Origin of the sequence: Sphaerisporangium corydalis, assembly GCF_025506355.1 — a bacterium.
Lineage (GTDB): Bacteria > Actinomycetota > Actinomycetes > Streptosporangiales > Streptosporangiaceae > Sphaerisporangium > Sphaerisporangium corydalis.
Genome location: NZ_JANZYP010000038.1, coordinates 1 through 26,708, shown reverse-complemented (window position 1 = coordinate 26,708; position 26,708 = coordinate 1). Strand labels below are relative to the sequence as shown.

Annotated in this window: 13 protein-coding genes; 7 read left to right on the top strand and 6 right to left on the bottom strand. The window is 72.6% G+C overall.

Going from position 1 to position 26,708, the window contains the following annotated elements; translation table 11 throughout:
• Positions 1–2 precede the first annotated feature (2 nt).
• From NYZ98_RS24190 to NYZ98_RS24170, 5 genes are read left to right on the top strand one after another with little or no spacing between them, the layout of a single operon-like run.
• Positions 3–542: a cupin domain-containing protein gene (locus NYZ98_RS24190; protein WP_262845300.1), complete on the top strand. Its 540-nt coding sequence runs from the start codon at positions 3–5 to the stop codon at positions 540–542.
• On the top strand, positions 539–1,939 hold the full coding sequence (locus tag NYZ98_RS24185) for a hypothetical protein (RefSeq protein ID WP_262845299.1): 1,401 nt from the start codon (positions 539–541) through the stop codon (positions 1,937–1,939). The genes NYZ98_RS24190 and NYZ98_RS24185 overlap by 4 nt, the downstream gene beginning before the upstream one ends.
• Positions 1,936–2,322 carry a FixH family protein gene (locus NYZ98_RS24180; protein ID WP_262845297.1) on the top strand — a complete coding sequence of 129 codons (387 nt, stop codon included), beginning with the start codon at positions 1,936–1,938 and terminating at the stop codon, positions 2,320–2,322. Before NYZ98_RS24185 ends, NYZ98_RS24180 begins: the two co-directional genes overlap by 4 nt.
• Positions 2,323–2,355: 33 nt before the next feature.
• Positions 2,356–3,420 carry a hypothetical protein gene (locus tag NYZ98_RS24175; protein WP_262845295.1) on the top strand — a complete coding sequence of 355 codons (1,065 nt, stop codon included), beginning with the start codon at positions 2,356–2,358 and terminating at the stop codon, positions 3,418–3,420.
• On the top strand, positions 3,413–3,949 hold the full coding sequence (locus NYZ98_RS24170) for a hypothetical protein (protein WP_262845293.1): 537 nt from the start codon (positions 3,413–3,415) through the stop codon (positions 3,947–3,949). The genes NYZ98_RS24175 and NYZ98_RS24170 overlap by 8 nt, the downstream gene beginning before the upstream one ends.
• A gap of 10 nt (positions 3,950–3,959) precedes the next feature.
• Here NYZ98_RS24170 and NYZ98_RS24165 read toward each other — a convergent pair whose 3' ends face one another.
• From NYZ98_RS24165 to NYZ98_RS24145, 5 genes are all read right to left on the bottom strand, one after another.
• Positions 3,960–4,832, bottom strand: coding sequence for a cellulose-binding domain-containing protein (locus NYZ98_RS24165; protein ID WP_262845291.1), 873 nt, complete (start codon positions 4,830–4,832; stop codon positions 3,960–3,962).
• Between the two features lie 308 nt (positions 4,833–5,140).
• Positions 5,141–8,014, bottom strand: coding sequence for an FtsX-like permease family protein (locus NYZ98_RS24160; RefSeq protein ID WP_262845290.1), 2,874 nt, complete (start codon positions 8,012–8,014; stop codon positions 5,141–5,143).
• A complete protein-coding gene (locus tag NYZ98_RS24155; protein WP_262845288.1) occupies positions 8,011–11,457 on the bottom strand; it encodes a permease in 3,447 nt (1,148 codons plus the stop codon). The genes NYZ98_RS24160 and NYZ98_RS24155 overlap by 4 nt, the downstream gene beginning before the upstream one ends.
• Positions 11,458–11,473: 16 nt before the next feature.
• Positions 11,474–12,478 (bottom strand): ABC transporter ATP-binding protein, encoded by a 1,005-nt coding sequence (locus tag NYZ98_RS24150; protein ID WP_262845286.1) that lies wholly within the window; start codon positions 12,476–12,478, stop codon positions 11,474–11,476.
• A gap of 209 nt (positions 12,479–12,687) precedes the next feature.
• Positions 12,688–13,620 (bottom strand): ABC transporter ATP-binding protein, encoded by a 933-nt coding sequence (locus NYZ98_RS24145; RefSeq protein ID WP_262845285.1) that lies wholly within the window; start codon positions 13,618–13,620, stop codon positions 12,688–12,690.
• Between the two features lie 441 nt (positions 13,621–14,061).
• Between NYZ98_RS24145 and NYZ98_RS24140 the strand changes: the two genes are divergently transcribed.
• Positions 14,062–15,021: an ArsR/SmtB family transcription factor gene (locus NYZ98_RS24140; protein ID WP_262845283.1), complete on the top strand. Its 960-nt coding sequence runs from the start codon at positions 14,062–14,064 to the stop codon at positions 15,019–15,021.
• Between the two features lie 81 nt (positions 15,022–15,102).
• Here NYZ98_RS24140 and NYZ98_RS24135 read toward each other — a convergent pair whose 3' ends face one another.
• On the bottom strand, positions 15,103–21,624 hold the full coding sequence (locus NYZ98_RS24135) for an RHS repeat-associated core domain-containing protein (RefSeq protein ID WP_262845281.1): 6,522 nt from the start codon (positions 21,622–21,624) through the stop codon (positions 15,103–15,105).
• Between the two features lie 570 nt (positions 21,625–22,194).
• On the opposite strand from NYZ98_RS24135, the gene NYZ98_RS24130 reads away from it, so the two are divergent.
• The coding region (locus NYZ98_RS24130; RefSeq protein ID WP_262845279.1) for a LamG-like jellyroll fold domain-containing protein at positions 22,195–26,708 on the top strand (4,514 nt) is incomplete at its 3' end.

Sequence of the window (26,708 nt, the reverse complement as noted above, 5' to 3'; positions counted from 1 at the left end):
CGATGTCCTTCGACTACACCGCACCGCACGGCGGCACCCCGATCCCGGGCGCCGACCCCGGCGGCTACGTGCTGGGCCCCGATGACGGGACCACGACATGGTTCGCCGGCGGGCTCGTCACCTTCCGCGCCAAGGCCGCCGACACCCGCGGCGTGCTGTCGTTCTTCCAGTGCGACGTGCCGTACGGCTGGCAGGCGCCCGTGCACCGGCACGCCGGCGAGAGCGAGCTGTTCCACATCACCGAGGGCGAATGGGAGGTCTTCGTCAACGACACCGTGCACCTGGTGACGCACGGCTGCACGGTCTGGATCCCGCAGGGCACCGCGCACTCCATCTTCGTGCGGTCCAAGCGCGGCCGCGGCTTCTGTGTCGTCACCCCGGCGGGGTTCGAGAAGTTCTTCGAGGACCTGGGGGAGCCGGCGACGACGCCGAGCATGCCGACGCACCCGACCCGCGACCCGACGGTCGAGGAACTGCTGGCCGGCGGCCGGGCGATGGGCTGGGAGTTCGTGGAGCCCCAGCCGCGCCGGCTGCCCGCATGAGAGCCTTGCCCGCGGTCGTCGCGGTGGTGTTCGGGATCGTGCTCGTCGGCGCCACTCCCGCCTTCTCCGACGGTGCGACGCCCGGGGCGGACGTCCAGGTGGCCCAGACGCTGGGGGACCGGGACCTGACCCTGATCATCCGCCGGGCCGGCCGCCCACCGGCCCCGCTCCGGGTCGACGTGGTGACGCACGCGGGGACGCCCCCGGGCCGGCTGGAGTTGAGGGCGAGCACGGCCGGCGAGACCGTGAGCACCACGAAGGTCGATCTCGGCGTGACCCCGGGGTTCTACCGAGGAACACTACGGGTGGACCGGGTGGGCCCCTGGGAACTGGCGGTCGACGACGGCGCCCAGGCGGCCACGATCCCGTTCGTCGTGCCGGCGCTCGTGGCGTCACCCTGGGAGAACGCCGTTTACGGCGGGTTCACCGCCGCGGGGGCCTTGCTGTTCGTGGCGCTCGGCCTGGCGGTGTTCGGCCGGATCGGCTTCGCGCTCGTTTCGGCGGGCGGCGTGGTGGCGGCGCTGGCGACGGCGATCACCGCCGGGGCCCTCGCGCCGGCCATCCCGTCGCCGCCCGCGCCCGGCACGCACCTGGATCCCACGTTCGACACCGTCGGCCACCCGTACCGGCGCACGTCCATGACGGATTTCTCACGCCCGCCGGTGAACCTGACGGTGGGCATGGACGGCGCCGACCTGCGTCTCCGGTTGACCGACGGCTCCTCCGGGCGGCCGGTGGACGATCTGCTGGTGCACAACGACGCCCTGATCCATCTGGTGGTCGTCTCCCCTTCGGGGGGCATGAGGCATCTGCATCCGATCCGGGTCGCGCCGGGTGACTATCGAGCCCGTCTCAACCCCTCGGAACCCGGCGCGTACGCCGTCGCCGGGGAACTGGCCAGGCGGGGCGGTGGCGTGCAACTCCTGCGGTCGTCGGCGCTGGTCGGCGCGGTCGCGTCGAGCCCGGAGCACCAGGGGAACGCCAGGCTGGAGAAGAGCGCCGGACCGGACGGGGCGGGCCGACCGCCCGTCGAACTGACCAAGGCGGTACGACCGGCCGGCACACCGAGCACGATCATGGCCGCGTTCGGCTCGCCGACCCTGCAGCCATGGCTGGGCATGATCGGGCACATGATCGTCGTTGGCCCCGTGGATGACACCCAGACCCCGGTGACCGCGCCGATCTGGGCGCATGTGCACGCGATGCTCCCGTCGTCCCCTGGATATCCCGACAGGCCGGACGAGAGCGTCGCCACATTCGGGCCGGACATTCGGTTCACCTACACATTCCCGTCGCCCGGTACCTACCTGGCGTGGGTCCAGGCTGAGCGGGACTACTCGGTGATCACCGTTCCGACAGTGGTCGACGTGCCCGCGGCGGAAGGACCACGGGGATGAAAGCCGTGCTCTGGGCGGCCGGCACGATCCTCCTCGCAGGCGCCGCGCTGCTGCTGTGGCCGATCGGCCCCGGACCCATGGTGACCACCCTGCGGACCGCGCGTCACCAGGTGACGATGACGGTGGACGACCCGAAACGGGGCGCGAACACGTTCGGCCTCGAAATCGTCGACCGCACCGGCGAACCGGCCACCATGACCCCGGTCACGATCGAACTCGTCATGCCGGCCATGGGACACGCACTCCCGCCCGTCACCGCGATCGGGACCGGACCGGGCCGGTACCGCGTGCCGGACACCGACATCCCGATGGCCGGCCAGTGGGAGATGACCGTTTCGCTGGCCGGCACCGAGAAGGCCCTCTTTTCTCTGCTACTCACCTGACAGGGGTGGATGATGGAAACGACAGCGTCAACGGTGGCGCGTTCGCCCAGGAACGGCCTGGCCCCGGCGACGGCGGTCCTGGCCGGTGTCTTCCTCTCGCTCGCCGGCTTCGTCTGGGACGTCCAATGGCACACCGATGTCGGCCCTGACACCTTCTTCACCGCTCCCCATCTGCTCCTGTACGCGGGCAGCGCGATCGCGGGGCTCGCGAGCCTGGCGGTCGTGCTGGCCACCACGGCCGGGCGTCGCCGGGGGCACCCGATCGACCCGACCGTGGGCGGCCGGGTGGTCGGCGTGTTCGGCGGTGCCATCGCCGCCCCGGTCGGCTACCTGATCTCCGGCTCGGGCGCGGCGTCGTTCCTGTTGTACGGGCTGTGGGACCAGTGGTGGCATGGCCTGTACGGCTTCGACGCGATGCTCGCGTCTCCTCCGCACGTCGGCCTGTTCCTGTCGATCACGGTGACGATGGTCGGCGCGGTGATGGTCTTCGCGGCCGCGCGCCGGCACCGCTGGGGCGTGGTCGGCACGGTGGCCGGCACGGCCTTCCTGGTGGCGTTCGGCGTGCTGACGGTGGCCGGTCTGGAGGCGTTACCGCTCGGCGCCGTCGACGGTGTGACCGTGGGCGTCACGTTCACATGCGTGGTGCTGGTGACGATGGGCGGGCACGTGCTCGACCGGCGCGGTGGCGCCATCGCCGTCATCGCGCTGGTCGCGGCCATGCAGGCGGCGTTCTGGTGGTTCGCGCCGTGGGCGGCCCGGGTGTACGCCGACGCGATCGGACAGCCGCTGCGTGAGGACACCGAGGGCGTACCGGTGATCCCGGCGATGATCCCGATGGTGCTGATCGTCGTCGGCGTGCTCGTCGAGGTGCTGAGAAGGCGTCCCGCCTGGCCGACCGGCGCGATCGGCGGTGCCGTCATCGCGGCGTCCGTGCCGCTGCAGGAAGCCTGGGTGTACCAGGGCGGGCCGCCGCAGGTCTCTGACGTCCTCATCGTGGCCGCCGCCGGAACGGTGGCCGGTGCCCTGGCCGGATCCCTGGGTGCCCGATTCGGCGAGATGCTGCGCGTCCTCGCCCCGAAGGAGACGAGTCATGCGTAAAGCGTTGATGGCGCTGGTGGGCACGATCGGTCTGCTGCTCGGCCCGGCCCTGCCGGTCTCCGCGGCCGGGCCGATCCCCATCGTCCACACCGAACGGGTCCAGGCCGGGCCGTACGGCATCACCATCGGCTTCAGCGCCTGGCCGGTGCGGGCGATGCAGTCGCTGGACCTGCTGTTCACACCGGACGACGGGATCGCCGGGAAATCCGGTGAGATCACGGTGACGGCCCCCGGCGGCGCCGGTGAGGAGAGCGGAGCGCTCGTCCGGCACCCGCGTCAACGCGAGGTATGGGGGTTGGACGTGCAGAGCCTGCCCGAGCCGGGTGACTGGACGCTGACGTTCACCGTGCGGGGTCCGGCCGGGGAAGGCGTCGGCGAACTGCGCCACCTGAACGTGCTGGAGCAACCCGGCCCGCCGCTCGCCCTGAGCTGGACGATCGGCACGCTCCCACTGTTCGGCCTGATCGGGCTGATAGTGGTGGCCTGGCGCCGCACCCGAAGGCCGGCGGCGGTCATGGCCGCCGCCTGACGTCCGGCCCTCAGCGGCAGGTGGCGCCGTTGAGCTGGAAGGTCGCCGGAGCGGGGTTGGGGCCCTGGTTGGCGCCGTTGAAGCCGATGGTGACGCCGCCACCGGGGGCGATCTCCCGGTTCCACGCGAGCGCCGTCGCCGTCACCGTCGGACCGCTCTGCGACCAGTCGGCCGCCCATCCGGAGGACACCCGCTGCCCAGGGTCGGGGAAGACGAAGGTGAGCCGCCAGCCGGTGATCGCGGTCGAGCCGGTGTTCGTGATCGACACCGACGAGGTCATGCCACCGGACCAGCCGTGGGAGCCGTAGGTCACGTGACAGGCGCCCGACGGCGACGGGGTCGGGGTCGGGGTCGGTGGCAGGACGACGTCGTTGTAGATCGTGACCTTGATCGTCCCCGACGGCGGGCTGACCGCCCCCCACCGATCGACGGCCACGACGTAGAGGGAGGCGACCCGCGAGGCCGTGCCGAGCGGCGGCCAGTTCACGGTGAACGTCCCCTCCGTGACGTCGGGACCGAACGTGGCGACCTTGGTCTTCGTGCCGTCACGGTCCTCGTACACCTGGTAACAGGCGAGGCCGTCCGGGTCGGTGGCGGCGCCCCAGCGCAGCCGCACGTAGTTCATCATCACCTGTACCGCCTCGGGCGTGCCGGGGGCGGTCGGCGGCGTCAGCGGCGGGCTGCTCGGCGGGTAGGTCTTCGGGTCGTAGCACGGCCACAGCAACGACGGCGACGGCGATGGCGAGCCCGGCGGCGGGGCATCTGTGGCCACGCTCGCCGCGCCCCGTCGCCCTCCGGAGGAGGCGCTCGCCGCCGCCGGAATGATGAAGGCCGCGGCGACCAGCGCGGCGACGGCCCAGGAGACAGCCCAGCGTCCGTTCATCGATTCGCCCTTCCGCGCGGCTCGGATGCCAGCATGAGGATCGAAGCAGGGGCCGGTCAACGGCACGGCGCGGCGGCGGCGAGGCGGGGGGACGGCGGGCAGGTGGCGAGCAAGGGGACGGCGCCGCACCCGCCGGAAGCGATGTAACTTTCAGCTTCCAGGCGAACGTTCCGGGATCTCCGCGGCCGGGCCGGGACACAGACGGTGCGGCTCTCTCTCGTCGGCGTGGAGCACGTCACTCAAGCTTCGGCGGCGACCTGATGCGGCTTTCCCTCGCCGGCGTGGAGCCTCGGCGGCGACCAGGGGCGTTATCCCTCGCCCGCGCGGAGTACTTCGCTTAGCCGCCGCCGGCGCCGCAGCCTCGACTCGATGGGGACCACCGCGACGACCGTCACCAGCAGGGCGACGGCCACCAGACCGAGCCGCCACCACGACAGGGCCAGGGCCGGGTCGGCCGCCTGCCCGGTGAGCAGCCGCAGCGCGAGGGGGCCGAGCGTCAGGCGCGCGAGCAGCGCCCCGAGCAGGGGGCCGGCGACGGCCGCGACCAGCACCGGCGGCAGCAGTTCCCCCGCCGCGACCCAGCGGGCGTCCCGTGGCCGCAGGCCGAGGGTCCGCAGCCGGGTCAGGGTCTGCCACCGGTCCGGCGCGCTCGCGGCGGCGCCGAGGACGAGCCCGAGCAGTCCGAGGGCGAGCAGGGCCGCGGCCGAGGCCCACGCCAGCCGCAACAGCCCCGAGGTCAGCGGCGCCGCGCGGCGTTCGCGCAGCACGTCCGCGAGCAGTACGGCGTGCCCGGCGCCGGCGTTCGCGGCGACCGCCCGCGCCGATCCGGGGCCGGTCACCCACACCGTGTTCGGGACGGCGGGCATGCCCGCGGCGGCGACGGCCGCGGCGTCCACGAGGACGACGTCATCGGCGTCGCCGATGGCGGGTGCCGTACCGGCGGCGACGAGCCGGATGGCCGGGGCTCCGTCCCGGACGAGTTCCAGCCGCATGCCGGGCCGCAGGCCGCCGTCGCTGGAGCGCACCAGCGCGGGCACGTCCCCATGGCCGGCCGTCACGAGCCGGGAAAGTGCCGGGGCGCCCGGCAGCGGGGTGGCGGCCAGCAGCCGCTGGAACTCGGCGGCGTTCACGATCACCAGGCGCGGGGCGACGGCGAGCGAGTCGGCGCGCACGCGCGCCCTGTCCGTCACCTGCGCGGTGACGACCTGCCTGACTCCTGGCGCGGCGGCGATGCGCCGGGCGAGTGCGGGCGTGGCGGCGGCGGGTCCAGGGGTGGGGGCAGGGGTGGACGCGGAGGGTCCAGGGGTGGGGGCGGTGGCTCCGGGGGTCGATGTGGCGGGTCCGGGGGTGGAGGCGGCGGGTCCGGGGGTGAGGTCGAGGCGGGCGTCGGCGCCGACGGTGCGCCAGGCGCCGTCCGCCAGGCCCTGGCCCGCGGTGGCGTCGAGGGTGAGCGCGAACGACGCCAGTGCGGCGGAGGTCACCAGGACCAGGAGCGGCAGCACCCGTGCGGAGGTCGCGGCGGCACGCGCGCTGCCGAACACCGCCAGCGGGCGTCGCGAGCGCAGGGCCCGCTTCAACACCAGGCGCGTCCCTGCGGGCAGCAGCCGCAGCAGGACGAGCGTGCCGGCGAGCGCGCCGAGGGCGGGCGTGCTCGCGGGCAGCGTCGCGCCGTCCGGCCCGGACTCCGGACCGGCGGTCCCGACGGGGTCGGCCGGGAGGATCCCGCGCTGGGCCAGCGCGACGAAGGCGGCGACCGCGGCGATCATTACCGCGGCCTCAAGAGTGGCGCGGCGCAGCTGGCGGGTGCGGCGGGCCCAGCGGCGCGCGGTCCGGTTGGCGGGGACCCGCCGGTCGCGGGTGGCGCGGGCGGCGGCCAGCGTGCCGAACGCCGGGCCGGCGGCGGCCGCGGCGAGGACCACGGGGACCGCCCACCCCCAGGAGGCGTCCGGGGCGACCGTACGGGCCAGCGCGAGCCCGGCGGCGGCGGCCAGGATTGCCACTCCGGCGGATTCGAGCACCAGTTCGGCGCCGAGGTCGGGCAGGCCCGCGCCCCGTTGCCGGGCGGCGGCCAGCGCGGGGGCGCGGCGGCGGACCAGCAGGTCGGCGGCGAGCAGCAGGACCAGGATCGCGACGGCCAGGACGTCGATGAGCAGCACGGACGCCTGCGCGGACGCGGCGCCGACCTGCGTTCGCACGTCGCGCAGCACGGCGTCGAACCGTGTCTCCCACTTCAGGGAGCTGCCCAGGTCGCCGGAGGAGGCGGAGGCCGCCTTGAGCGCGACCACGGTCGCGGCGAGCGCGTCGGCGGAGTCCGAGGTCAGCGCACCCGGGTCAGGGGCGAACCGTACGGTGCGCTGCAGGTGGTCGTCGTCGAAGGCGAGGCGGGCGTCGGGCAGCGAGTCGGGTGACAGCAGACCGGCGAGCCGGGTGCTACCGGCGCCGTCCGCACCGGAGACCGGACGCAGCAGCCAGGGGGCGAGCAGCCAGGCGGGATCGGCGCTGTCCGTGGCCCGGAAGACGCCGCTGACCTGGACGTCCTTGACGTTGTTCTGATCGTCCTTGAGCGGGATGCGATCGCCGGGACGCACGCCGAGAGCACCGGCGTCCGCTTCCGACAGGCCGACCTGCACCGGCCACGGCGTCCCGTCGTAGGGGACCTCGATAACCGGCACCCCGGCGCGGGGCGGGCCGCCCGCGATCCAGGTCACGTGTGGCCCGCCGCCCGCGTTGGGGGCTTTCGCGAGGTAAGTGAGCTGAAAGGTGCGCTGCACGCTGCCGTCGGTGATCGTCAGGACGGTGCTGGTCACCGTGGCGACGGGCGGTCGCAGCACGGCGAGCAGGCGGGGGCCGAGCGCGTCGATGGCCTTGTCGCGGAAGCCGTCGATGTCCTCGGCGAGGCTAGGAGTCCGGACACGTCCGCCGCCCGGCCCGTCGTCGTGCTCCCAGCCGGCGTGGACGACGACTTCGCTGCCCGCGCGGCGGACCGCGTCCTGGACGGCTTCGTCGGCGGTGGCGCGCAGCAGGGGCGGCACGGCACCGGCCAGCAGGGTGACGGCCGCGACGACGGCGGCGGCCAGCAGCAGGGGCCCGGCGTCGGTGAGAGCGCGGCCTCGGACGCTGGGCCAGTGCGGGGCGAGCGGCCGGCGGAGCCCTGGCGACCGCAGCGCGGCGCGCACGCTCATGACGCCACGCGCAGGTGCGCGACGTCGGCGCGGCGGGCCTGGACGGCGACCACGGCGGCCACGGCGAGCGCGCACCCGGCAGGCAGCAGGATGAGCAAGGCGGCCTCGGTGGCCCAGGGCCAGCTCGGCAGGGCGGCCGGGACCGGCACGGCGCCGGTGTCGGAGCGGACGAGCAGGGGCGCGACGACGCGGGTCGCGAGCGCACCGACGGCCGCGCCCGCCGCGAGCAGGGGCAGCAGGACGCCGATGTGCTGGCCGAGCAGCACGGTACGGATCTCGCGCCGGAGCATCCCGAGGCCCCGCAGGCGCGCCACCTCCAGGGCGCGGACCTGCAGGTCGAAGGTCACATGCAGGACTACGCCGGCGAGCAGCAGCAGGACCGAGGCGGGGACCAGCAGCCGGAGCGCGGCCGGCAGCCCGGCGCGCAGAGGGCCGTCGGTGAGGCGGGCGGTCTCGGCGGCGCGGGTGGTGACGGTGCCGAGATGCAGGGCGGTGGCGCGCGCTGCGGCATCACCTTGAGTGGCATCACCTTGAGTGGCATCACCCTGAGCGGGGTCGCCCTGAGCGGGGTCGCCCTGAGTGCGGTCGCCACGGGTGGGGTCGCCCTGGTTGGGCCGGTTCTGGGTGGGGTGGCCGACCCACCAGGCGTCCGTGGGGAAATCCAGGTTTCCGCTGACCACCAGGGCCCGGGAGAGGGTGTCCAGGTCGGCCAGGATGGCGGCGGCGCCGGGGGCGGACGGGACGGTGGGCAGCACCTCGGTGACGGTGATCGGGACGGCCGTGGTCCCCAGGGTGAGGCTGAGCTGCCGGCCGGGCCGGGCACCGACCTCATCGGCGAAGCGGGCGGAGACGGCTACGGGCACCGGACCGGGGACGGGGAACCCTGTGGCGATGAGGTTTCGGGCGGCGTCCGGGGGGCCCTTGAACGAGACGGTCGTCGTCATCCTCAGCCGGGTGCCCGTGGGGGTACGGGTGAGGGCCACGGCCGGATCGGCGAGCTGCCCCGGGGCAGGCGCGGCGGAGGTCGCGGTCCAGGACGACCCGGGCACCGTGCCGGCCGAGGCGGATGCGGGGGCTTCTGGTCTGGACGACGATGGGGGAGTTGTCGGCACCGTGAGGGTGACGGCGATGTGGCTGTCGCCTGTGGGCAGGGGCTCGTCGGCGATGTAGGGATCGCCGATGCCGCGGCTCTCCGGTGCGGTCGTGTGGCCCGCGATCGGAAGGGACACGGCGACCAGCCGCAGTCCGTCCGCCGTCGCACAGGCCGGTAGTGGATGCGCCTTGCCGTCGAGCAGGACGGGCGCGCCGATGCAGGGCGTCCGCAGGCCCGTGTCGTCCTGCAGCAGCAGCCGGGGGGTCACGGTGAGCGGTGTCGCACCGGATGCCGTCCCGGTCAGGGTGAGCGCGGCGCCGGCCGGGACGGCGACTCCGGTGGCGCGGGTCGGTGGTGCCAGCGCGGCGCCGACCTTCGTCCAATCGCGGCCGGCGGGGAGCCGCCCGCGCAGCAGGGCGTCGGCGTGGGTGGTGTCGACGGCGACCAGCCGCGGCGCGTCGCCTCCGATGCCGAGCCACTGCCCGACCGCGACACCACGGTCGATCGCCGGGCTCACCACTCCTCCGGTGGCCGCGCTGACGATCGCGCCCTGCCCGGCGACCGGCGGGATGGTGAGGGTGAGGGCGAGGTCCGTGCCGACGGACAGGTCGGCCTGGTCGTGCTGCGAGCGCTGCCAGGTGGCGTCGAAGGCGATCCCGAACGTGCCGGCCGCGCATGCCAGGCCGATCAGCAGGCCCGCGGCGACCGCCTGCGGCCGGCGGGCGGCTTCGAACGCGGCCAGCGGGAGCACCAGCCCGCGGGCACGGCGCGCCAGCCGGTCGGCGCCACGCAGCGCGGGCAGGACGATGCGCAGCGCCAGCGCGGCGCCCGCCGTGAGCAGCAGCGTGGGCGCGAGCACGCGGACGACATCGGCGCGGGAGCCGGAGCCGGTGGGCTGAGCGTGCAACTGCCACCACCCGGCGGCGGCGAACGCCACGAGCAGCAGGTCGGCACCGGAGCGGGCCAGCAGTTCGCGCCGGTGGCGGCGCTCGCCGGCCTCGGGGGCGGGCCGCACCGCGAGGACGACGAGCAGCGCCGCGAGCGCCAGCGCGCCGCCGGCGACGGTGAGCACCTGGACGCCGGTCACGCTCGGATCGGCGGCGAGCCCGGCGCGCGCCATCGGCGGCAGGTGGGTCAGGCCGGCGTGCAAGGCGGACGAGGCGGGGATCGCGAGTGCGGCGGCCAGAACGGCGAGCGTACCGGCCTCGGCGGCCGAGGCGGCGGCGAGCCGGCCTCGGCTGAAGCCCAGGGCGGTGAGTAAGGCCGTCTCGTCGGCGCGCACGCCGGCGGTGAGCCGACCGGCGAGGGCGAGGGCGGTCGCGGTCAGCACGCTGCCGAGGACGGCGACGGCGAGCACGGTGGCGGCGGTGACCTCCTGCTGGTCGTGACCGGACAGGAGGGTCTGCGGCAGCCCTGAGGCGACGCGTTCGATTTTTACCCGGTCGCCGAGGACGCGCGCCAGCCGGTGGTCCGCCCCGAGCACCGCCCCGGCGGCGGTGTCGAGATCCCGGAGGTCGGGGGCCGACAGGTCAGGATGGGCGGTGATCTCCATCCGATCGATGGTGGAGCCGCCGGCGAGCAGATCGGCGAGATCGACGACGAACGGCCCGTACGCGTGGACCGGCCCGGTGGAACGGCCGTCCTGGTAGGAGAGGTCGTACCCTGCGGCGGCGAGGGGGTCACGGTCCCAACCGGAACTCGGCAGCGGCCGCACGACCCCGACAACGGTCACGTCGACCGCCGGGGCACCCTGACTGGACAACTCCGGGCCAATGCGTACACGACTACCGACGGCGAGCCCGAGCACCCGCGCAGTCGACTCGAACACCACCGCCTCCAGCGACGCGGCCGCTCGCGCGGCGGGTTCCGTGGCGGATCGTTTCGCAGGTCGCTCGATGGGTTCCGCTGCGGGTCGCGTGTCGCCGGGCGCGGGCCGGGGCCAGTGTCCGGTGGTCAATTGGGTGCGGGCCGGTAGGTTCTCCACTCCCGACAGGTAGGTCTCGGCCTGGACACCGTCCGTCCCGGCAAGCGCCGCCGGCAGCGACCGGAACGCGGACGAAGCGCGCGTGGCCGTCGTCGCGGCGAACGGGGCGAGCGCCGAGACCAGCACGCCGCGGGTGTCCTCGGCGACGGATCGCGCGTCCGGACCGCGGACGGTGACGGTGTAGGCGGTGACGTCGACGTCCTTGGGGGCGGCGCGGGACACGGCGGCCTCCAGCGCCTGCTCGGCGGTGCGGGTGACAAGGAGGGCGCAGGTGCCCAGCAGGGCGGGACCGACCATGGCCACCGCCAGGAGGGCTGCCAGCAGCGGCCACTGCACCCGGGCACGGCGAGCGAGCAGCCTCAGCACGAGCCCCTCCGAACGATCACAAGGCTCCCCGCCCGCCGGGCCGCCCCTCGCCAGGATCGCTACCCCGCCGGTCGAACCGGCCGCCACCGCGCCCGTCAAGGTGCTGGTCGCCTAAGCCGCCGTCGTGCCTGTCGATTTGTTCATCGCCCAAGCCGCCGCCGTGCCCGTCAAGGCGCTTGTCGTCCAAGCCGCCGCCGTGCCCGTCGAGGTGCTCGTTGCCCAAGTTGCCGCCGTGCCTGTCGAGGTGCTGGTCGTCCAAGCTGCCGTCGCGCCTGTCGAGGCGTTCGTCGCGCAAGCTGCCGATGAGCCTGTCGCCCTCGCCATTGGCCTCCGCGCCGACCTGGCCGTCAGTGATGCGGATCACCCGGTCCGCCAGTGCCACCATCACCGGGTCGTGCGTGGAGACCAGCACCGTGACGCCCTCGGACTCCACCACTCCGCGCAGCAGCGCCATCACCGAAAGGCCCGTCTCGGCGTCCAGTTGCCCGGTCGGCTCGTCGGCGATCAGCAGCCGGGGTGAGGCGGCCAGGGCCCGGGCGATGGCCACCCGCTGCTGCTGCCCGCCGGAAAGCTCGCTCGGACGCTGCTCGACGTGGTCGGCCAGGCCCACCAGCTCCAGCAACAGCCCGACACGGCGCTCGCGTTCCTTCGCCGGGACGCGCGCCAGCCGTAACGGGGCGCCGACGTTCTCGGCGGCCGACAGCACGGGGATCAGGCCGAACGTCTGGAACACGTAGGCGACCTTCTCGCGCCGCAGCCGGGACAGGCCGTCCTCGTCGAGGGTGGTGACGTCGGTGCCGTCGACGAGGACGGTCCCGGAGTCCGGGCGGTCGAGGCCGCCGATGACGTTGAGCAGGGTGGTCTTGCCGGATCCTGACCGGCCGACCAGGGCGACCATGGTGCCGGCGGCGACGTCGAACGACACGTCCTGCAAGGCATGGACGGCGGCCGGCCCGGTACCGAAGCGCCGATGGACACCCCGCACGGTGAGCAGCGGGCTCACGTCCGCACCGGCGCTCACCCGCCCCCACCACCATCGGGACGGACGGCATCAAAGATCGCACCGGCGCTCATGCGTCCCCGCCACCATCGGGACGGACCGCATCGAGGATCGCACCCGCGCCTCATGCGCCCCCGCCACCATCGAGGCGGACGGCATTGAGGATCGCGCCCGTGCTCATGCGCCCCCGCCATCATCGAGGCGGACGGCATTGAGGATCGCGCCCGTACTCACGTGTCCCCGCCGAGGTCGGAGTGGATGGTGATGTGGTCGGGCTCCAGGGCCAGGCGGACCCTCCTGGTCAGGTCCAGTGCCTCGCGGTAGTCGCGGGGTACCTGGACGCGCCCGGCGCGGTCCATCACGGCGTACTCCTCGGCGATCACGTGCGTGTCGCCGTCGGCGCCGGTGGCGGTGCGGCGCAGCACCTCGCTGCTGGTGCGCCCGTCGCGGATAGCCACGGTTCGCTCGACCTGCCCGCTGACCTCAGGGTCGTGCGTCACGATGACGACGGTGACGCCGAGCCGCCGGTTGACGTCCCGTAACGCGCCGAAGACCTGCGCGGAGGTGGCGGTGTCCAGCTCGCCGGTCGGCTCGTCGGCGAGCAGGACGTGGGGCTCGTTGGCGAGGCCCACCGCGATGGCGACGCGCATCTGCTCCCCGCCGGACAGCTGCGCGGGACGCCGGTCGGCGCAGCCGGCGACGCCGAGAGTGTCCAGCAGTTCGGCCGTACGGGCGCGGCGGGTGCGGGCCGGCGTACGGGCCGCCGTCATCGGAAGATCGACCATCTCCCGCGCGGTCAGGTAGGGCACGAGGTTGGCGGCCGTCTGCTGCCGGACGAACCCGACGGTATGCCGCCGGTAGCGCACGCGGTCGGCACGGGACATCGCCAGCAGGTTCCACCGGTCGACGCGCGCCCGCCCGGCGGTGGGGGCGTCGATCCCGGCGAGGATGGACAGCAACGTCGACTTGCCCGACCCGGACGCCCCGACGACGGCGACCATCTCGCCACTCTCCACGGCCAGGTCCAGCCCCTGCAGCGCCTGCACCTCGATCGACCCGGTCTGGTAGATCCGCACGAGGTTCTCGCAGACGATCAGGGCGTCTCGCCCGAACTCCGGTGCCCTCTGAGGCGGCCGCGGCAGGGACAGCGGAGTGATGGACAATCGCCCCTCCTCCGCCGCGGCACCCTGATGATCCCGGCCCAGACTCTAGCCTCCCCGCGCCCCGGCGCCAACGCCCTCCGACCGGCCGCCGTGCTCGCGACGCCACCGGGGCCGTCGATCGAACCCGGCGGAATCATCGACGGTCACCACGCGAACGCACGCCGTGAGCTTCACGGGCACAGCGAACCGGGCGCGCGCCAAAGTCAAGCCGTCAATGTGGAGGGACAGGACGACGGTTTCCGCGCGACGGCGTGCGCTGGCGCGAAACGACAAGGGGGTGGCGCGGATTGACAAGAACAACAAACCCACCTTTCGGGACAATTGCCTAGCGCCTTAACGGTGTTCGTCTGGGGGACGAACCGGCCGCAGGAGCCGGCCAGGGATGGTCGACGCATCGGGGGGTTGTTCGCTGTGCTGCGCCTTGTCTTCACGAAGGATGACGTGTTCCGTGTTCGTGTCGCGAGACAGCCGGACCCGTTGTGGGAGACGGTGCTCAGCCTCACGTTGCTGGGCTCGTCCGACGCCCGGGCGGTCCTTGGACCCTGGCGCGCGCAGGCGCGAGAGGCGCTGCGCGGGCTGCCCCGGCCCCAGCTGCGCCTGCTGCGGCAACTGGTGCCTCCTGTGGGGGATTTCCCCGACTTCCTCACCCCGGCAGAGGCGTCCCAGGGCGTCGAGGCCGGTATGGACGTGGTGCTGAGCACCCCGCGAAGCCGCCTGCGCCGGGAGCTCGCCCCCCTGCCGGGGGCGTCGTCATGGGCGTCCCCGCTCGCCGCCGGGGACGACGAAGCGCTCGTCCTGCTCGGTGACGCGCTCAGCGCCTACCACGAGACGGTCATCGCCCCGTACGCGAGTCAGATGCAGGCCCTGGTCGACGCCGAGCGGGCCGTGTGCGCCCGTTCGGTGCTCGATCACAGTGGTGAGGGGCTCCTCGACCGGCTCGGGCCCACCATGCGGTGGAAGCCGCCGGTGCTGGAGGTCGACTACCCGGTCCGTCATGAGATCCGGCTGAACGGGCGCGGCCTGCTGTTGCTGCCCTCGGCGTTCTGCTGGCGCGTCCCCGTCACCCTCGTCGACCCCTCGCTTCCGCCGGTGCTCGTCTACCCGGTCAGCCGGAACCTGGAATGGTGGGCCGGTCCGGGCGGTCACGGGTCCGAGATCTTGGCGAACCTCCTCGGCCGGACCCGGGCGGCCTGCCTGAAGGTGATCGAGAGCGGCTGCACGACAGGGGAGATGGCCCGGCGCGTCGGCGCCACCGCCTCCAGCGCCAGCCAGCACGCCACCACCCTGCGCGAGGCCGGCCTGATCACCTCCACCCGCCAGGCCAACGAGATGATCCACACCCTCACCCCCCTCGGCACCGAACTCCTCAGACTCAACCCCACATCCGCCCTGGCGCGGTGATGCGTTTGCACGCAACCTTTTAATCCATATCGTGAGTAGGACCTGTTGCCTTACTCCTGCGGCGTCCGGGAATGCGGCGGCTCACCCCAGAATCTCTCCTAACATACCCCCGACGGAATTGACCATGTTCTGCGGTTTCAAGGGGTTGTACTTGACGATTTCTTGCCGACTACCTGGAACGAGGCCAGCAACAATGCCTGCGCCTATGCCTTCCGGTGACACGGCAGCGCGGCCTATCAGCCTGGTCAGCGAGGGCGGATTCGGCGCCGAGTAAAGTCCCGGGTACTTGATGTTGTATGCCGAGTTCTTGATGAACCGCGCGGCCGTCCTGGGTGAGAGGCTGCGCAGTGCTCCGATGGGCTTGATCTGTTTCACCGCCAGCTTCCCGGCGGCCATTCCGCCCTTGGAGAAGCCGCCGGCCCAGGCTCCCGCGACACCACCCACGGCGCCTAGCACCGCACCCTCCAGGGCGCCGACAGCCAACGCACCCATGCTGCAACCTGCAGCCGCCTGGGAACACTGCAGGCCGCCGCTGACCAGATTCGTGACCGCTCCGGCAAGGGCTCCGCAGACCAAAGCGCCAGCGCCTCCGGTAAGGGCCGTACATCCGAGACCGACGACCGCGCCGACGATCGCGCCGACGATCTCCGGATGGTCCAATGCCCAGTTCTTCACGCCTGACGCGGCATGGCAGACGAACGACAGGGAGCCGCACTTGCTCTTGGGTTTCTTGGGCGGCTTCGGTTGCGGGCGGTACTTGCCGTTCTTGCCCTTGGTGCTGCTCTTGTGGTTCTTCTTGCCCCAGGAGACGTTCTCGGTGGAGCCGCAGCCGTGCGGGCACCCGCTGCTGACGCTGTAGCCGTAGCAGTCGAACTCGCGGCAGTCGGCCGGGATCATGCCGGTCGGGTCGCTGAGGGTGACCGGCGAGTTGCCGGCGTAGGCGTAGCCGTTCCACTGCTGCGGCTGGGCGGTGTCCTGCACCGGGTCGAGCGAGATGAACCGGCCGGTCGACGGGTCGTAGTCGCGCGCGCCGAGCCGGGTGAGCCCGGTCTCGGCCTCCATCGGCTTGTTCAGGAACCCGCGGTTGTCGGGGTAGGCGCCCGCCGCCCCGCGTGGTGCGCCGTACGGCGTGTACTGGCGCCACGTGGGGATCTGCGCGGTGCTGTCGAGGTAGAGGACCGGCGTGTCGTGCTGGTCGGCGATGGAGAAGGCGTAGGCGGAGCCGCCGCCGGTGCGGACGCAGGTGCCGCCGCCGGGCAGGGAGTAGTAGCGGACCCCGGTCACGACGTGCGTCGCCTTGTTCAGGGTGTGCTGCTGGCCCGGCAGGTACAGCGTGGTGGTGCTCGAGCCCTTCTCCATGAGCAGGTCGCCGTTGGCGTCGTAGACGAACGACGCGTCGCCGGCGCCGCCGCCCGTGACCGACGCGAGCTGGCCGTCGTCGTCCCAGGTGAGGGTCTGCGCGCCGTGCCCTGCGTCCCGGCGGGTCATGTTGCCGGTCGCGTCGTAGGCGTAGGACGCCGGCCCGCCGGCGCCGCCGCCGGTGGCGGTCAGCGTGTGCGGCTGGTCGTGGCCGTCGCCGTCGTAGGTGTAGGTGGTGGTGACGTCGGCGGCGCCGGTGAGGCCGTGCTCGGTCTGCTTGGTGCGGTTGCCCAGGACGTCGATGTCCCAGCCGGTCCAGTAGGCGGAGCCCAGGTCGTTCGCCACCATTCCATGGTCGGACGCCGTGGGCGCCTTCGAGCAGTCGTCCGCCGTCCAGGCCTCGGTCAGCCGCTGGAGGCGGTCGTAGGCGTAGCACTGCGTCTCGGACGGGGTGGCCGCGCCCATGCGCGTGCTGACCTGCTTGGTGACGTTGCCGGCGAGGTCGTAGTCGTAGGCCTGCCTGTCCACGGTCTCGGTGGTCGTGCCCGTCTGGCGGCTGAGGAGCCGTTCCGTCAGCCGGCCGGTGTGGTCGTCGTAGGCGCTGGTCAGGTTCGCCCGCCCGGCCGTGCCGCCGATGGTCGCGGAGTTGACCCGCCCGTAGGCGTCGTACCCCACGTTCTGCGTGTAGCCGGCCAGCGTGCCGCCGAGGGTCTTGGGCAGGTCCAGCACGCCGCCGTAGCCGTGCGTGATCGTCTCGGCCGGCAGGCCTCCCCGGGAGGGGTAGGTGTCGGTGGAGAGCAGGCCGGTGTTCGGGGTGTAGGAGTGGGTGAAGTCGTAGGAGCCGCCGAGCGCGCCCTCCTCCTGGGGGATCGTGAGGGTCTCGCCGAGCGAGGTGCCGAAGACGGTGTAACCCTTCACCTGCCTGGTGTACGCGGAGTCGCCGGAGTAGGAGGTGGACGAGGTGAGCTCCCCGATCGGGTACGTCATGCCGGGTACGGCGTTGTCGGAGTTGTCGTACACCCACGCGGCCAGCCGGTTGGACGGGGACTGCGACGCGGCCGGGGCGGCGTACTCGCCGGTCTTGCGGTCGAGCTTGTCGTAGGTGTAGGACACCGTCTTGCCTCGGGCGTCGGTGGTCTCGGTGAGGTTGCCGTTGCCGTCGTACTTCATGGTGCTCGTGCCGGCGTCCGGGTCCTTCTTGCTGATCACCTGGCCCAGCACGTCGTAGACCGAGGTCCAGGTGTTCGAGGCGGCGTCGGTGAGCGTGGCCTGGTTGCCGTGCCGGTCGTAGCCGTACTCGCCGGCGGTCGCGGTGCCGCCTTCCAGGTGGAAGGCGCCCGTGAACGTGTCCGCCGGGGTGTGGAGCGTCGGCGGGGAGGTGTACTCCTCCAGCCGGCTGGTGCGGCCGACCGGGTCCACCACGGTCGTCTTGGTGACCCCGCCGGCCGGAGGGATGACGGTCGTGCGGTCGCCGTTGTACACCGTGGTGGTGCTGGAGACGACCTGGCCGTTCTTGGCGGCGGCGTCGACGACGGTCCGCCCGAGCCCGTCGTAGGTGAAGAGGCTCTGGTTGGGCACCGCCGCCTGCAGACCTGTCGCCGACACCAGCGCGGTGCCGGGCGTGGTGGCCGGATCCCACCAGCCGTTGTACGTGGCGCGGACCCAGCCTCGGCTGTCGTAGAAGGTGTCGGTCACCATCCGGCCGCCCTGCGGGGTCATTCCCTGCGTCTGCCGCCGGCGCAGCTGGGCGTCGTGGATCACGGTCGAGGTCTGGTAGCTCAGGGATTCGCCGAGCCGCTGGGAGGTGGTCGCGCTGATCCCGGTCTTCGCCACCGTGTAGGCGTACTTCTGGTTCGCGGGCGAGGTGGTGGGGCGGGAGTTCAGCCAGACCGAGGTGGTACGGCCCAGCGCGTCGTACTGGACGGTCGTGACGACGTCGTTCGGATCCTTGGCCGTCCGTGCCAGGCCGCGCCGTGTCCCCATCGTGGTCGTGGACGTGTGGCCGAGCGGGTCGGTCACGGTCGTCCCGGTGACCAGCCCGCCGCTCATCGTGTAGCCGGTGGCGGTCTTGTTGCCGTTGGCGTCGTACTCCTCGATGGTGCGGCCGTAGGAGTCGTAGACCGTCCGTTCGGAGGTCTTGTAGGTGTAGGCGCCGGACGCCCAGCCGGTCGCCACCCGGGTCATGGTGCCGTCGCCCTTGCTCGGCGCGGTGGCCTGGGGAAAGGTGTCCGAGAAGCTCGGGTCGTCATAGTAGGTGCGCTCGCTGGACACGACCTGCGCCGGGCGGTCGACGTTCGCGGGGGCGGTGAGGGTGTTGACACCACCCGGGACCGATGGCGGGGAGCCCTCGGTGAACCCGCCGCAGGCCACCGAGACGGCTTCCTCCTGGCTCACCAGGCCGGCCAGGTTGCCGCCGACGTTGACCGGCGCGTAGGTGTAGCTGGTGCAGGTGTCGTAGTCCGGATCGGCCGGGACCGTGTGGGTGTAGGTGTGCTTCAGCTCGCCGAACGTCGCGCTGCCGGTGTCCGCGTCGTACGAGCTGTCCGTCCCGGTGTACCGCCATTTGGCGGTGCCGCCGGTGGTGACCGCCTGCCGGGAGTAGGTCTTCACCGGCGCGATCCAGTTGGCCGTCAGATCGGGCATGCCCGTGCGGTCGCGCGTGGCGCTGGGCGCCGACACCCAGTACGAGGTGATGGTCGAGTGGTCGACCGGCCCGCCCTCGCCCAGGTACGCCGTGCTCTCCAGTTCGTTGCCCGCAAGCTGGTCGACGTCCTCGTGGACGCCGCCGGCGGAGTCGGTGACGTTGACCACCTTCGTGTCGTTGTTCTTGGACATGCCCCGGTGGTAGGTGGTCTCCGACAGCGTCCGCCGGTCGTTGACCCCGTCGCCGGTCAGCGTCTGGACCCTGCCGTAGCCGCGGAACTGCCCGTAGCCGCGGTACTTGGCCTTGCCCACCTCGCTGTCGTCGTAGTGCCACGCCGCGCCGCCCAGGTACCGGTAATTCGTCGAGGTGGCGGGCGCGCCGCCGGTCGGGTCGGTGGTGGTGACACGCGTGACGGCGTACTTGTTGAACCAGTCACGGAACGGGGCGGTGTAGCCGTCCGGCGTCCAGAACACCGGGTAGCACGACGAGGTGTTGGTCGCGGGGTTCAGCGTCACCGGGGCCGTGCACGGCACCGGCCGCTCGTAGCCGACGGTGGTCACCGCACCGGCCTCGCTGGTGATGCTCTCGATACGGTGCCGGTAGAAGGCGTTGAGCCCGTCGGAGACCGAGTCGACCCGGTTCTGCAGCTTGACGGAGGTGAAGGACACCGAGGGCAGGGTGATCGGCGTGGTGGACCCGCCCGCGCCGGTGTCCTGCCCGGTACGGGTGATCGAGGCCAGCCACAGCGTCGGGGAGTTGCCGTCACCGGTCGCGGGGATCGCGTGGCCCAGCGCGTAGGAGTCCACCGGTTCGTATTTCGACGTCGCGGTGGAGTACTGCTGGGCGGTGATCGAGGTGAGCCGGACGGTCGAGAAGAACGAGGGGCTCCACTCCTTGCAGTCGGTGCCCTTGGCGCAGATCAGGTCGTAGGGCACGTCCGGCCAGTTGGCCTTCGTGGTGGCGTTGAGCGGCTGGCAGGTGCCCGACAGGCAGCGGTCGCCGGTGGTGAACACCAGCCGGTCGGGCGGCGTCCCGTAGGCGTCGCCGTCGGTGAAGCCGTAGTCGACGTGGTCGAGGTGGCTGTCGCGGATGTAGGCGACGTCGGTGGCGCCCTTGTTCCGGCCGTAGTGGTTGACGTCCTGCGTGTAGTAGTAGGTCATCGCGTTGCCGTGGACGTCGGTGACGTAGTCGAGGTTCCACCGGTAGGCCATCGTGCACACCGACGCGGAGAAGCCCGAGGAGTCGTAGCAGGGGTCGCCGGGGTGCGCCGAGTAGACGGGCGTGTGGTCCACCGAGTTCGTCGGCGTCTTGCCGGCGGACCACCCGGGCGGCCGGTTGCGGCCGAACTCGTAGACCGTGCCGTCGCGCGTGGTGACACGCCAGTAGTCGGTGTTGTAGGTGCCGGTGCCGTTGCCGGACCCGGTGACGTGCTTGACGACGGAGCCGTTGTCGTTCTGCCCCCTCCACGTCTTCTTGCCCTCGTCCCAGACCAGGGACGTGGACGAGCCGTTCAGCGCCATGGTCAGGATCGGCCCGGCGTAGCACCGGTCCGGCGTCGACACCGGTGACGCCTTGCCCTCCGGGCTGTCGGAGCACGACTCGAAGGTCTGCTCGATGAACGAGCGCGGCGTGGACCAGCCGTCGCCCACCCACGACGCCTGCGCCTGGGTGGACGCGGTCTGCCCGTCCACGCTGCCCGAGTCGTAGGTCAGCGCGACCTGCGGGACCAGGGACGAGGCCGCCGGGGGCGCCGCGATCGGGTAGGAGTAGGTGAACGACCCCGTGCTGCCGCCGCCGGACCACGAACCCGACGGCTTGAGGTCGGTGGCCGCGTACGTGCCGCCCCTGCCGCCCTCCTCGCCCGTGCCGGCCAACGCGGCCAGTACCATGACGCCGCCCGCATCGCCCGCCGCGTCGATGCCCACCGGCGCCGAGACGCTCTGGGCGGCACCGTCGTTGGCCGAGTCCAGTGGCGTGGCCTCCTGGCACCGCGGGTCCTCCGGCGTGGTGAGCACGCAGGCCGGCAGCCGCGCGAGCCGCAGCCGCGACCCGTAGTTCCCGCCATACGCCTCGGCGAACCCACCGTAGTCGATGCCCACCCGGACCTTGGCCTTCCCCTCGGCGCCCGCCCGGGGGGTGATCGAGAACAGCACGCCGTCGACGCGGGCCGCCTGAGCGGCGGCGGCGTCCAGGACCCGCACGTCCAGGCGGGCCGGCTTCGGTGCCGTCACGTCGTCCCCGACGGCCTGGGCCCAGACCGGGGTGCCGTCCGCGCGTGATCTGGGCCCCTGCTCGGCGCCCGAGGCCGCGGGGCTTACGGAGATCGCCCCGGTCGCCGCCGCCGGCCACCGCGTCCTGCCCGGCACGTACGTCGCCCGTGCCTGGTCGCGAGGGGTGACGAACCGGGGCGGGACCGGTTTCACGCCCGTGACCGAAGGTCCCGGCGAGGGCCGCGGGGCGGCGGGCGCGGTCGTGCCCGAGCCGGCGCCGGCCGGGTCCGGGACGGCGAGCGGCGTCAGGAGCGACGCCAGCGCGACCCAGACCGTGGCGATGGTCGCCCGTCCGGTGCGACGCCCGCCTTGCCTCCGCCGAAGAATCATGGCATCCACCCCAAACGTGAACGGAACACAGCCGCCGACGGCGCGAGGACCCGCGCTTCCGGTTCGGCGCGTCCAGGTGACGATGGGCGCCGGCTCATCGGCGGCCCCCGCCGTCGGATGGAAGTCTCCGCCGGCCGTCTCCGAGCGTCGAGATCTTTCGGGGAGCACTGAAACACCCTGCTCAGCGGGTACGGGACGAGGCCGGGAGGCGTCCTCCAGAAGATCACCTTCCCTGCCCGGCAGGCATCGCCGCACTCCGGCGGGCGTCCTGTGCAGGGCATTTCAGCGGTGGCCGAAAGACGTCGACACTCGGGGGCCACCGGCCGAGACTTCGCATGTCACGCGCGGCCGGTGCCGTCCGATGGCTTGCCGGCGGCGCCGCGCTCTCCGAGAAAGTGGTCCTGGATGCCTCGAATCACCCATCGCCCACGGTGGTCACGCCGCGGACGTCTCGGCCGCACGGCCGTGGCCGCGGCCCTGCTCGCCTCCTGCGCCGGTATCGTCCCCGCCTCGCCGATAGAGGCCGCGGCCAAGCCCCCGGCCCCGGTGTCCCCGTCCAAGGCGCCATCGGTGGAGCAGTCGCTCGCCACGGCCCGGCGGTCCGGCACGGCCGTGGAGGTCGGCGGTGCCGCGACGCCCACCGACACGGTCACCGCCAATCCGGACGGCACGCTCACCCTGAGCCGTACGGTCGTGCCGACGCGCAAACTGGTCGGCGGCGCGTGGGTCGGCCTGGACGCCTCGTTGCGCCGCAACGGGGACGGAACGCTGTCGACCACCGCCACGACGGGCGGGCTGACGCTGTCGGGCGGTGGCAGCGGGCCGCTCGCGACCATGAGCGGCGCGGGCAGGTCGGTGGCGTTCTCCCTGCCGTTCGCGCTGCCGGCCCCCACGGTGTCGGGGGACACCGCCACCTACGCCGGAGTGCTTCCCGGCGTTGACCTGAAGGTGGTCGCCGGTCTCCAGGGCGGCTTCTCGCACGTGCTGGTGGTGCGTGACGCCGCCGCCGCGGCCAACCCCGCGCTGAGGAGGCTCACCCTCGCCACCAAGGCCGACGGAGTGGCCCTGACCGCCGACGGCCACGGCAACATCACCGGCAGGGACCGCGCCGGCGAGGTCGTCCTCACGGCGCCGGCGCCCATGGCCTGGGACTCGGCCAGGGGTCTCGGAGCCGAGGCGCGGGCCGCCTCGCCCGGGCACGGCACCTCGACGGTGCGGGGGCCCGGCGAGGCCGCGAAGACGGCGCCGATCGGCGTCGCCGTCACGCCGGGCGGGATAGAGCTCGCGCCGGGCGCGGACCTGCTGACCGGCGCGGACACCGTCTACCCCGTGTACATCGACCCCACCTTCACGTGGTCATCGCTCGGCACGGGGAACAACGGCTGGGCCAGCATCTCCCAGCACTTCCAGTCCACCAACTACTGGAAGAACACCCCCGACCCGGACGGCCGCATGCAGGTCGGCAACTCGGGCAGCATGTGGTCGCACACGCTCATCAACTTCCCGATCGACACGGCCACCCTGGCCGGTGCCGCCATCAACTCCGCCACCATCGACATCACCGAGACCTGGTCCTACTCCTGCACCCCGAGCAGGGTGAACCTCTACGCTCCCGCCACCACGCTGACCTCCTCCAACGCCACCTGGAACGCCTGGGAAGGGGTCAACCTCGGCGGCGTGGCCGACTACAAGAACGTGGCGTACGGCTACAACTCCTCCTGCCCCGCCCACGGCGTCGCCTTCAACGTGCTGGACGAGGTCAGGGCCGACGTCGGCGCGGGCAAGAAGACCCAGACGTTCGTCCTCACCGGGCAGAACGAGGGGGGCGACACCAACAGCTGGAAGGAGTTCCTGCAGACCAGCCCCAGGCTGACCATCACCTACAACCACAGGCCGAACACCCCCGACGGCATGACGACCTCCCCCGCCACCTCGTGCGCGGCGGCCACGCCGACCACGCTCGGCGCCGGGACGGTGTCGCTGTACGCGCCGGTGTCGGACCGCGACGGCGGGAACCTCGGCGTGTCGTTCAAGCTGTGGAAGACCGGCGACGCCACGCAGACCGCCGTCGCCTCCTCCGACCCCAACCTGCTGACCTACCGTTCCGGCACCACCGCCGTCCTGGTCGTGCCCGCCGCCGTCCTCACGGGGGCCGCCGGCGGCACGCTGACGGGATTCTCGTGGAAGGTGCAGGTCACCGACTTCAACATGAGCGGTGACTGGTCGGCGACGTGCCGGTTCGACTACGACCCCGCCTATCCCGGCGCGCCCGGTGTGACCCCGCCGGCCGAACAGACCGTCATCGGCCGGGCGGCGGCCTTCACGATCGCCGCGCCCGTCGGCGGGCCGACACCGGTCGCCTACAACTACCAGCTCAACGGCGCGGCGCCCGCCACCGTGAACGCCTCCGCCGGCGGAGCACAGATCACCGTCGCGCCGACGCGCTACACCAACACGCTCACGGTGACCAGCCTGTCCGCGGGCGGGAACTTCGGCGACACCGCCAGGGTGGTGTTCAACTCCGATCCGGCCGCGGCCGCCGCGGACGCGGACCTCACCGGTGACGGCGTCGCCGACCTGCTCGCCGCCGGGGGCGCCAACGGCCTCCCCTCGGGGTTGTGGCTCAGCGCGGGCAGGGCCTTCGCCGACGTCAACACCAACGCGACCGACATCGGGGCGAACGGCAACGGGATCGGCGCCGGTTCCCCGGCCGACTTCGACGGCGGCCAGGTGGTCAGCGGGCGGTTCACCGGCAACGGCCTGCAGGACGTGCTGGTCTACTACCCGTCGGGCTCCAACGCCGGCGGCGGCTCGATCCTGCACGCCAACGGCGACGGCTCGGTCATCCAGGCGCAGCTCACCGAGAACCAGTACACCCTCGGCTCCGACCTGCTGGTGGACGATCTCGGGAACAGGCCATCACAGGTCGCGAACGCGGGGAACACCACCGGCCGAGGCCTGCTCTACCCCGACCTGATGGGCGTCGCCGGCGACGCGGACGACGGCTACTACCTGACCTACTACCCGAACCTGGACCTGGTGGGCGGCTACTCCGCCGCCGACCGGCTGAGCACGCCCACCCCAGCGGGCGACATGGCCTGGAACCAGTGGACCATCGCCACCGCCCAGGTCGCGGGGGCCACCGCCATGTTCCTGTGGAACCGCGGCACCGGCGCCCTGCACCTGTGGACCGACCTGCGCTACGACATGGACGGCACCCTGAGCCACACCGGCAGGACGCTCTCCGGCGACTGGAACGCCGGCACCCCGGTGAGCCTGCGCGCCGCCGACATCGACGCCGACGGCACCGCCGACCTGTGGGCCGTCGGTGCGGGCGGGACGGCGACCGCCTGGCTCGTCACGGGCCTGACCGGTGGCACCGGCACCGTCACCGCCCGGCCGCCGCGTTCCCTGGTCACCTCCGCCCACACCTGGCCGCTCAACGACGGGACGGGCGGCGCCAGGGCCACGAACGCGGCCGACACCACCGGCACCGCCACCCTGCGGGCATCTGGCAACGCGGTATGGCACGACGGCGACCTGTTCAGCCCGAGCCTGCTGCTCAACACCGACGCCGCCGGCACCGCCGTGGACCCCACAGGGACCGGCCACTTGGCGGGCAACGGCCCGCTGGTCGACACCACCAGGTCCTTCAGCGTCTCGGTGTGGGTGAAGCCCACCCGGGCCGGAGGCGTCATCGTCTCCGAGGACGGCGCCCACTCCTCCCGGTTCATCATGTGGCACGAGGAAAGCGATGACACCTGGCGGTTCGGCATGGCGGGCGGGGACATCACCGGCTGGTCCTACGACCAGGTCATCTCACCCGCCGGCGCGCGGCTCGGCGTGTGGACCCATCTGGTCGCCACCTACGACGCCGACGTCAGCACCATGGCGTTGTACGTCAACGGCCTGCTCACCGGGACCGCCCGCCATGACCGCGCCGTCACCTGGCCGGCGACGGGCGACTTCGTCATCGGACGGTACCTGAACAACGGCGCCCCCACCGCCTACTACTCCGGCCAGGTCGGCAACGTGCGGACCTGGGGCACCGCGCTGACCGCCACCCAGGTCGGCGCCGCCAACACCACGCACGCCAGATCGGGCCACTGGAAGTTCGACACCGCCACGGGCGCCACGTCCGACGGTTCGGGCAACGGCCGGCCGCTCACGTTCAACGGGGCGGCCACGACGGGCACCGGGAAGCTCGGTCAGGGGCTGGTGTTGAACGGCACCACGGGGTACGCGAGTACGGGGAACGTGGTGAATGTCGCGGGTGGGTACACGGTGTGCGCGTGGGCGAAGCTGGACGCGGTGGCGAACCTCACCTACCGGGCGGTGTTCAGTCAGGACGCCTCCAGGTCCAGCGGGTTCTGGTTGCGCACCAACGCCCAGGGTCACTGGGAGTTCGTGATCGGGATCACCGACAGCCAGTACACCACCGTCGCTGCCCCCGCCCTCGCCACCGCCGGGACCTGGACACACCTGTGCGGCGCGTGGGACGCGGCCACGTCGCAGATGATGCTGTTCGTCGACGGCGCCCTGGCCGGTGCCAAGACCGCCACCGGGATCAGTGCTCCGGGAGCGTTCACCATCGGCCGCTACAAGTACCTGGACGGCTACGCCGGCGCCTTCGCCGGCGTCATCGACGACGTCCGCACGTACGTGGGCGGCATCAGCGACGCCGACCAGATCAGGACGATCATGGATGGCCGGGTCGGCGCCGAGGAGACCGACCACGCCCGTGCCGGTCACTGGAGGTTCGACACCGGCACCGGCATCCTCACCGACGGCTCGGGCAACAACCGGACGCTCACGCTCAACGGGGCGGCCACCGTCGGCTCCGACGGCCGGCCGGTCCAGGGGCTGGTGTTGAACGGGACCACCGGGTACGCGAGTACGGGGAACGTGGTGAATGTCGCGGGTGGGTACACGGTGTGCGCGTGGGCGAAGCTGGACGCGGTGGCGAACCTCACCTACCGGGCGGTGTTCAGTCAGGACGCCTCCAGGTCCAGCGGGTTCTGGTTGCGCACCAACGCCCAGGGTCACTGGGAGTTCGTGATCGGGATCACCGACAGCCAGTACAC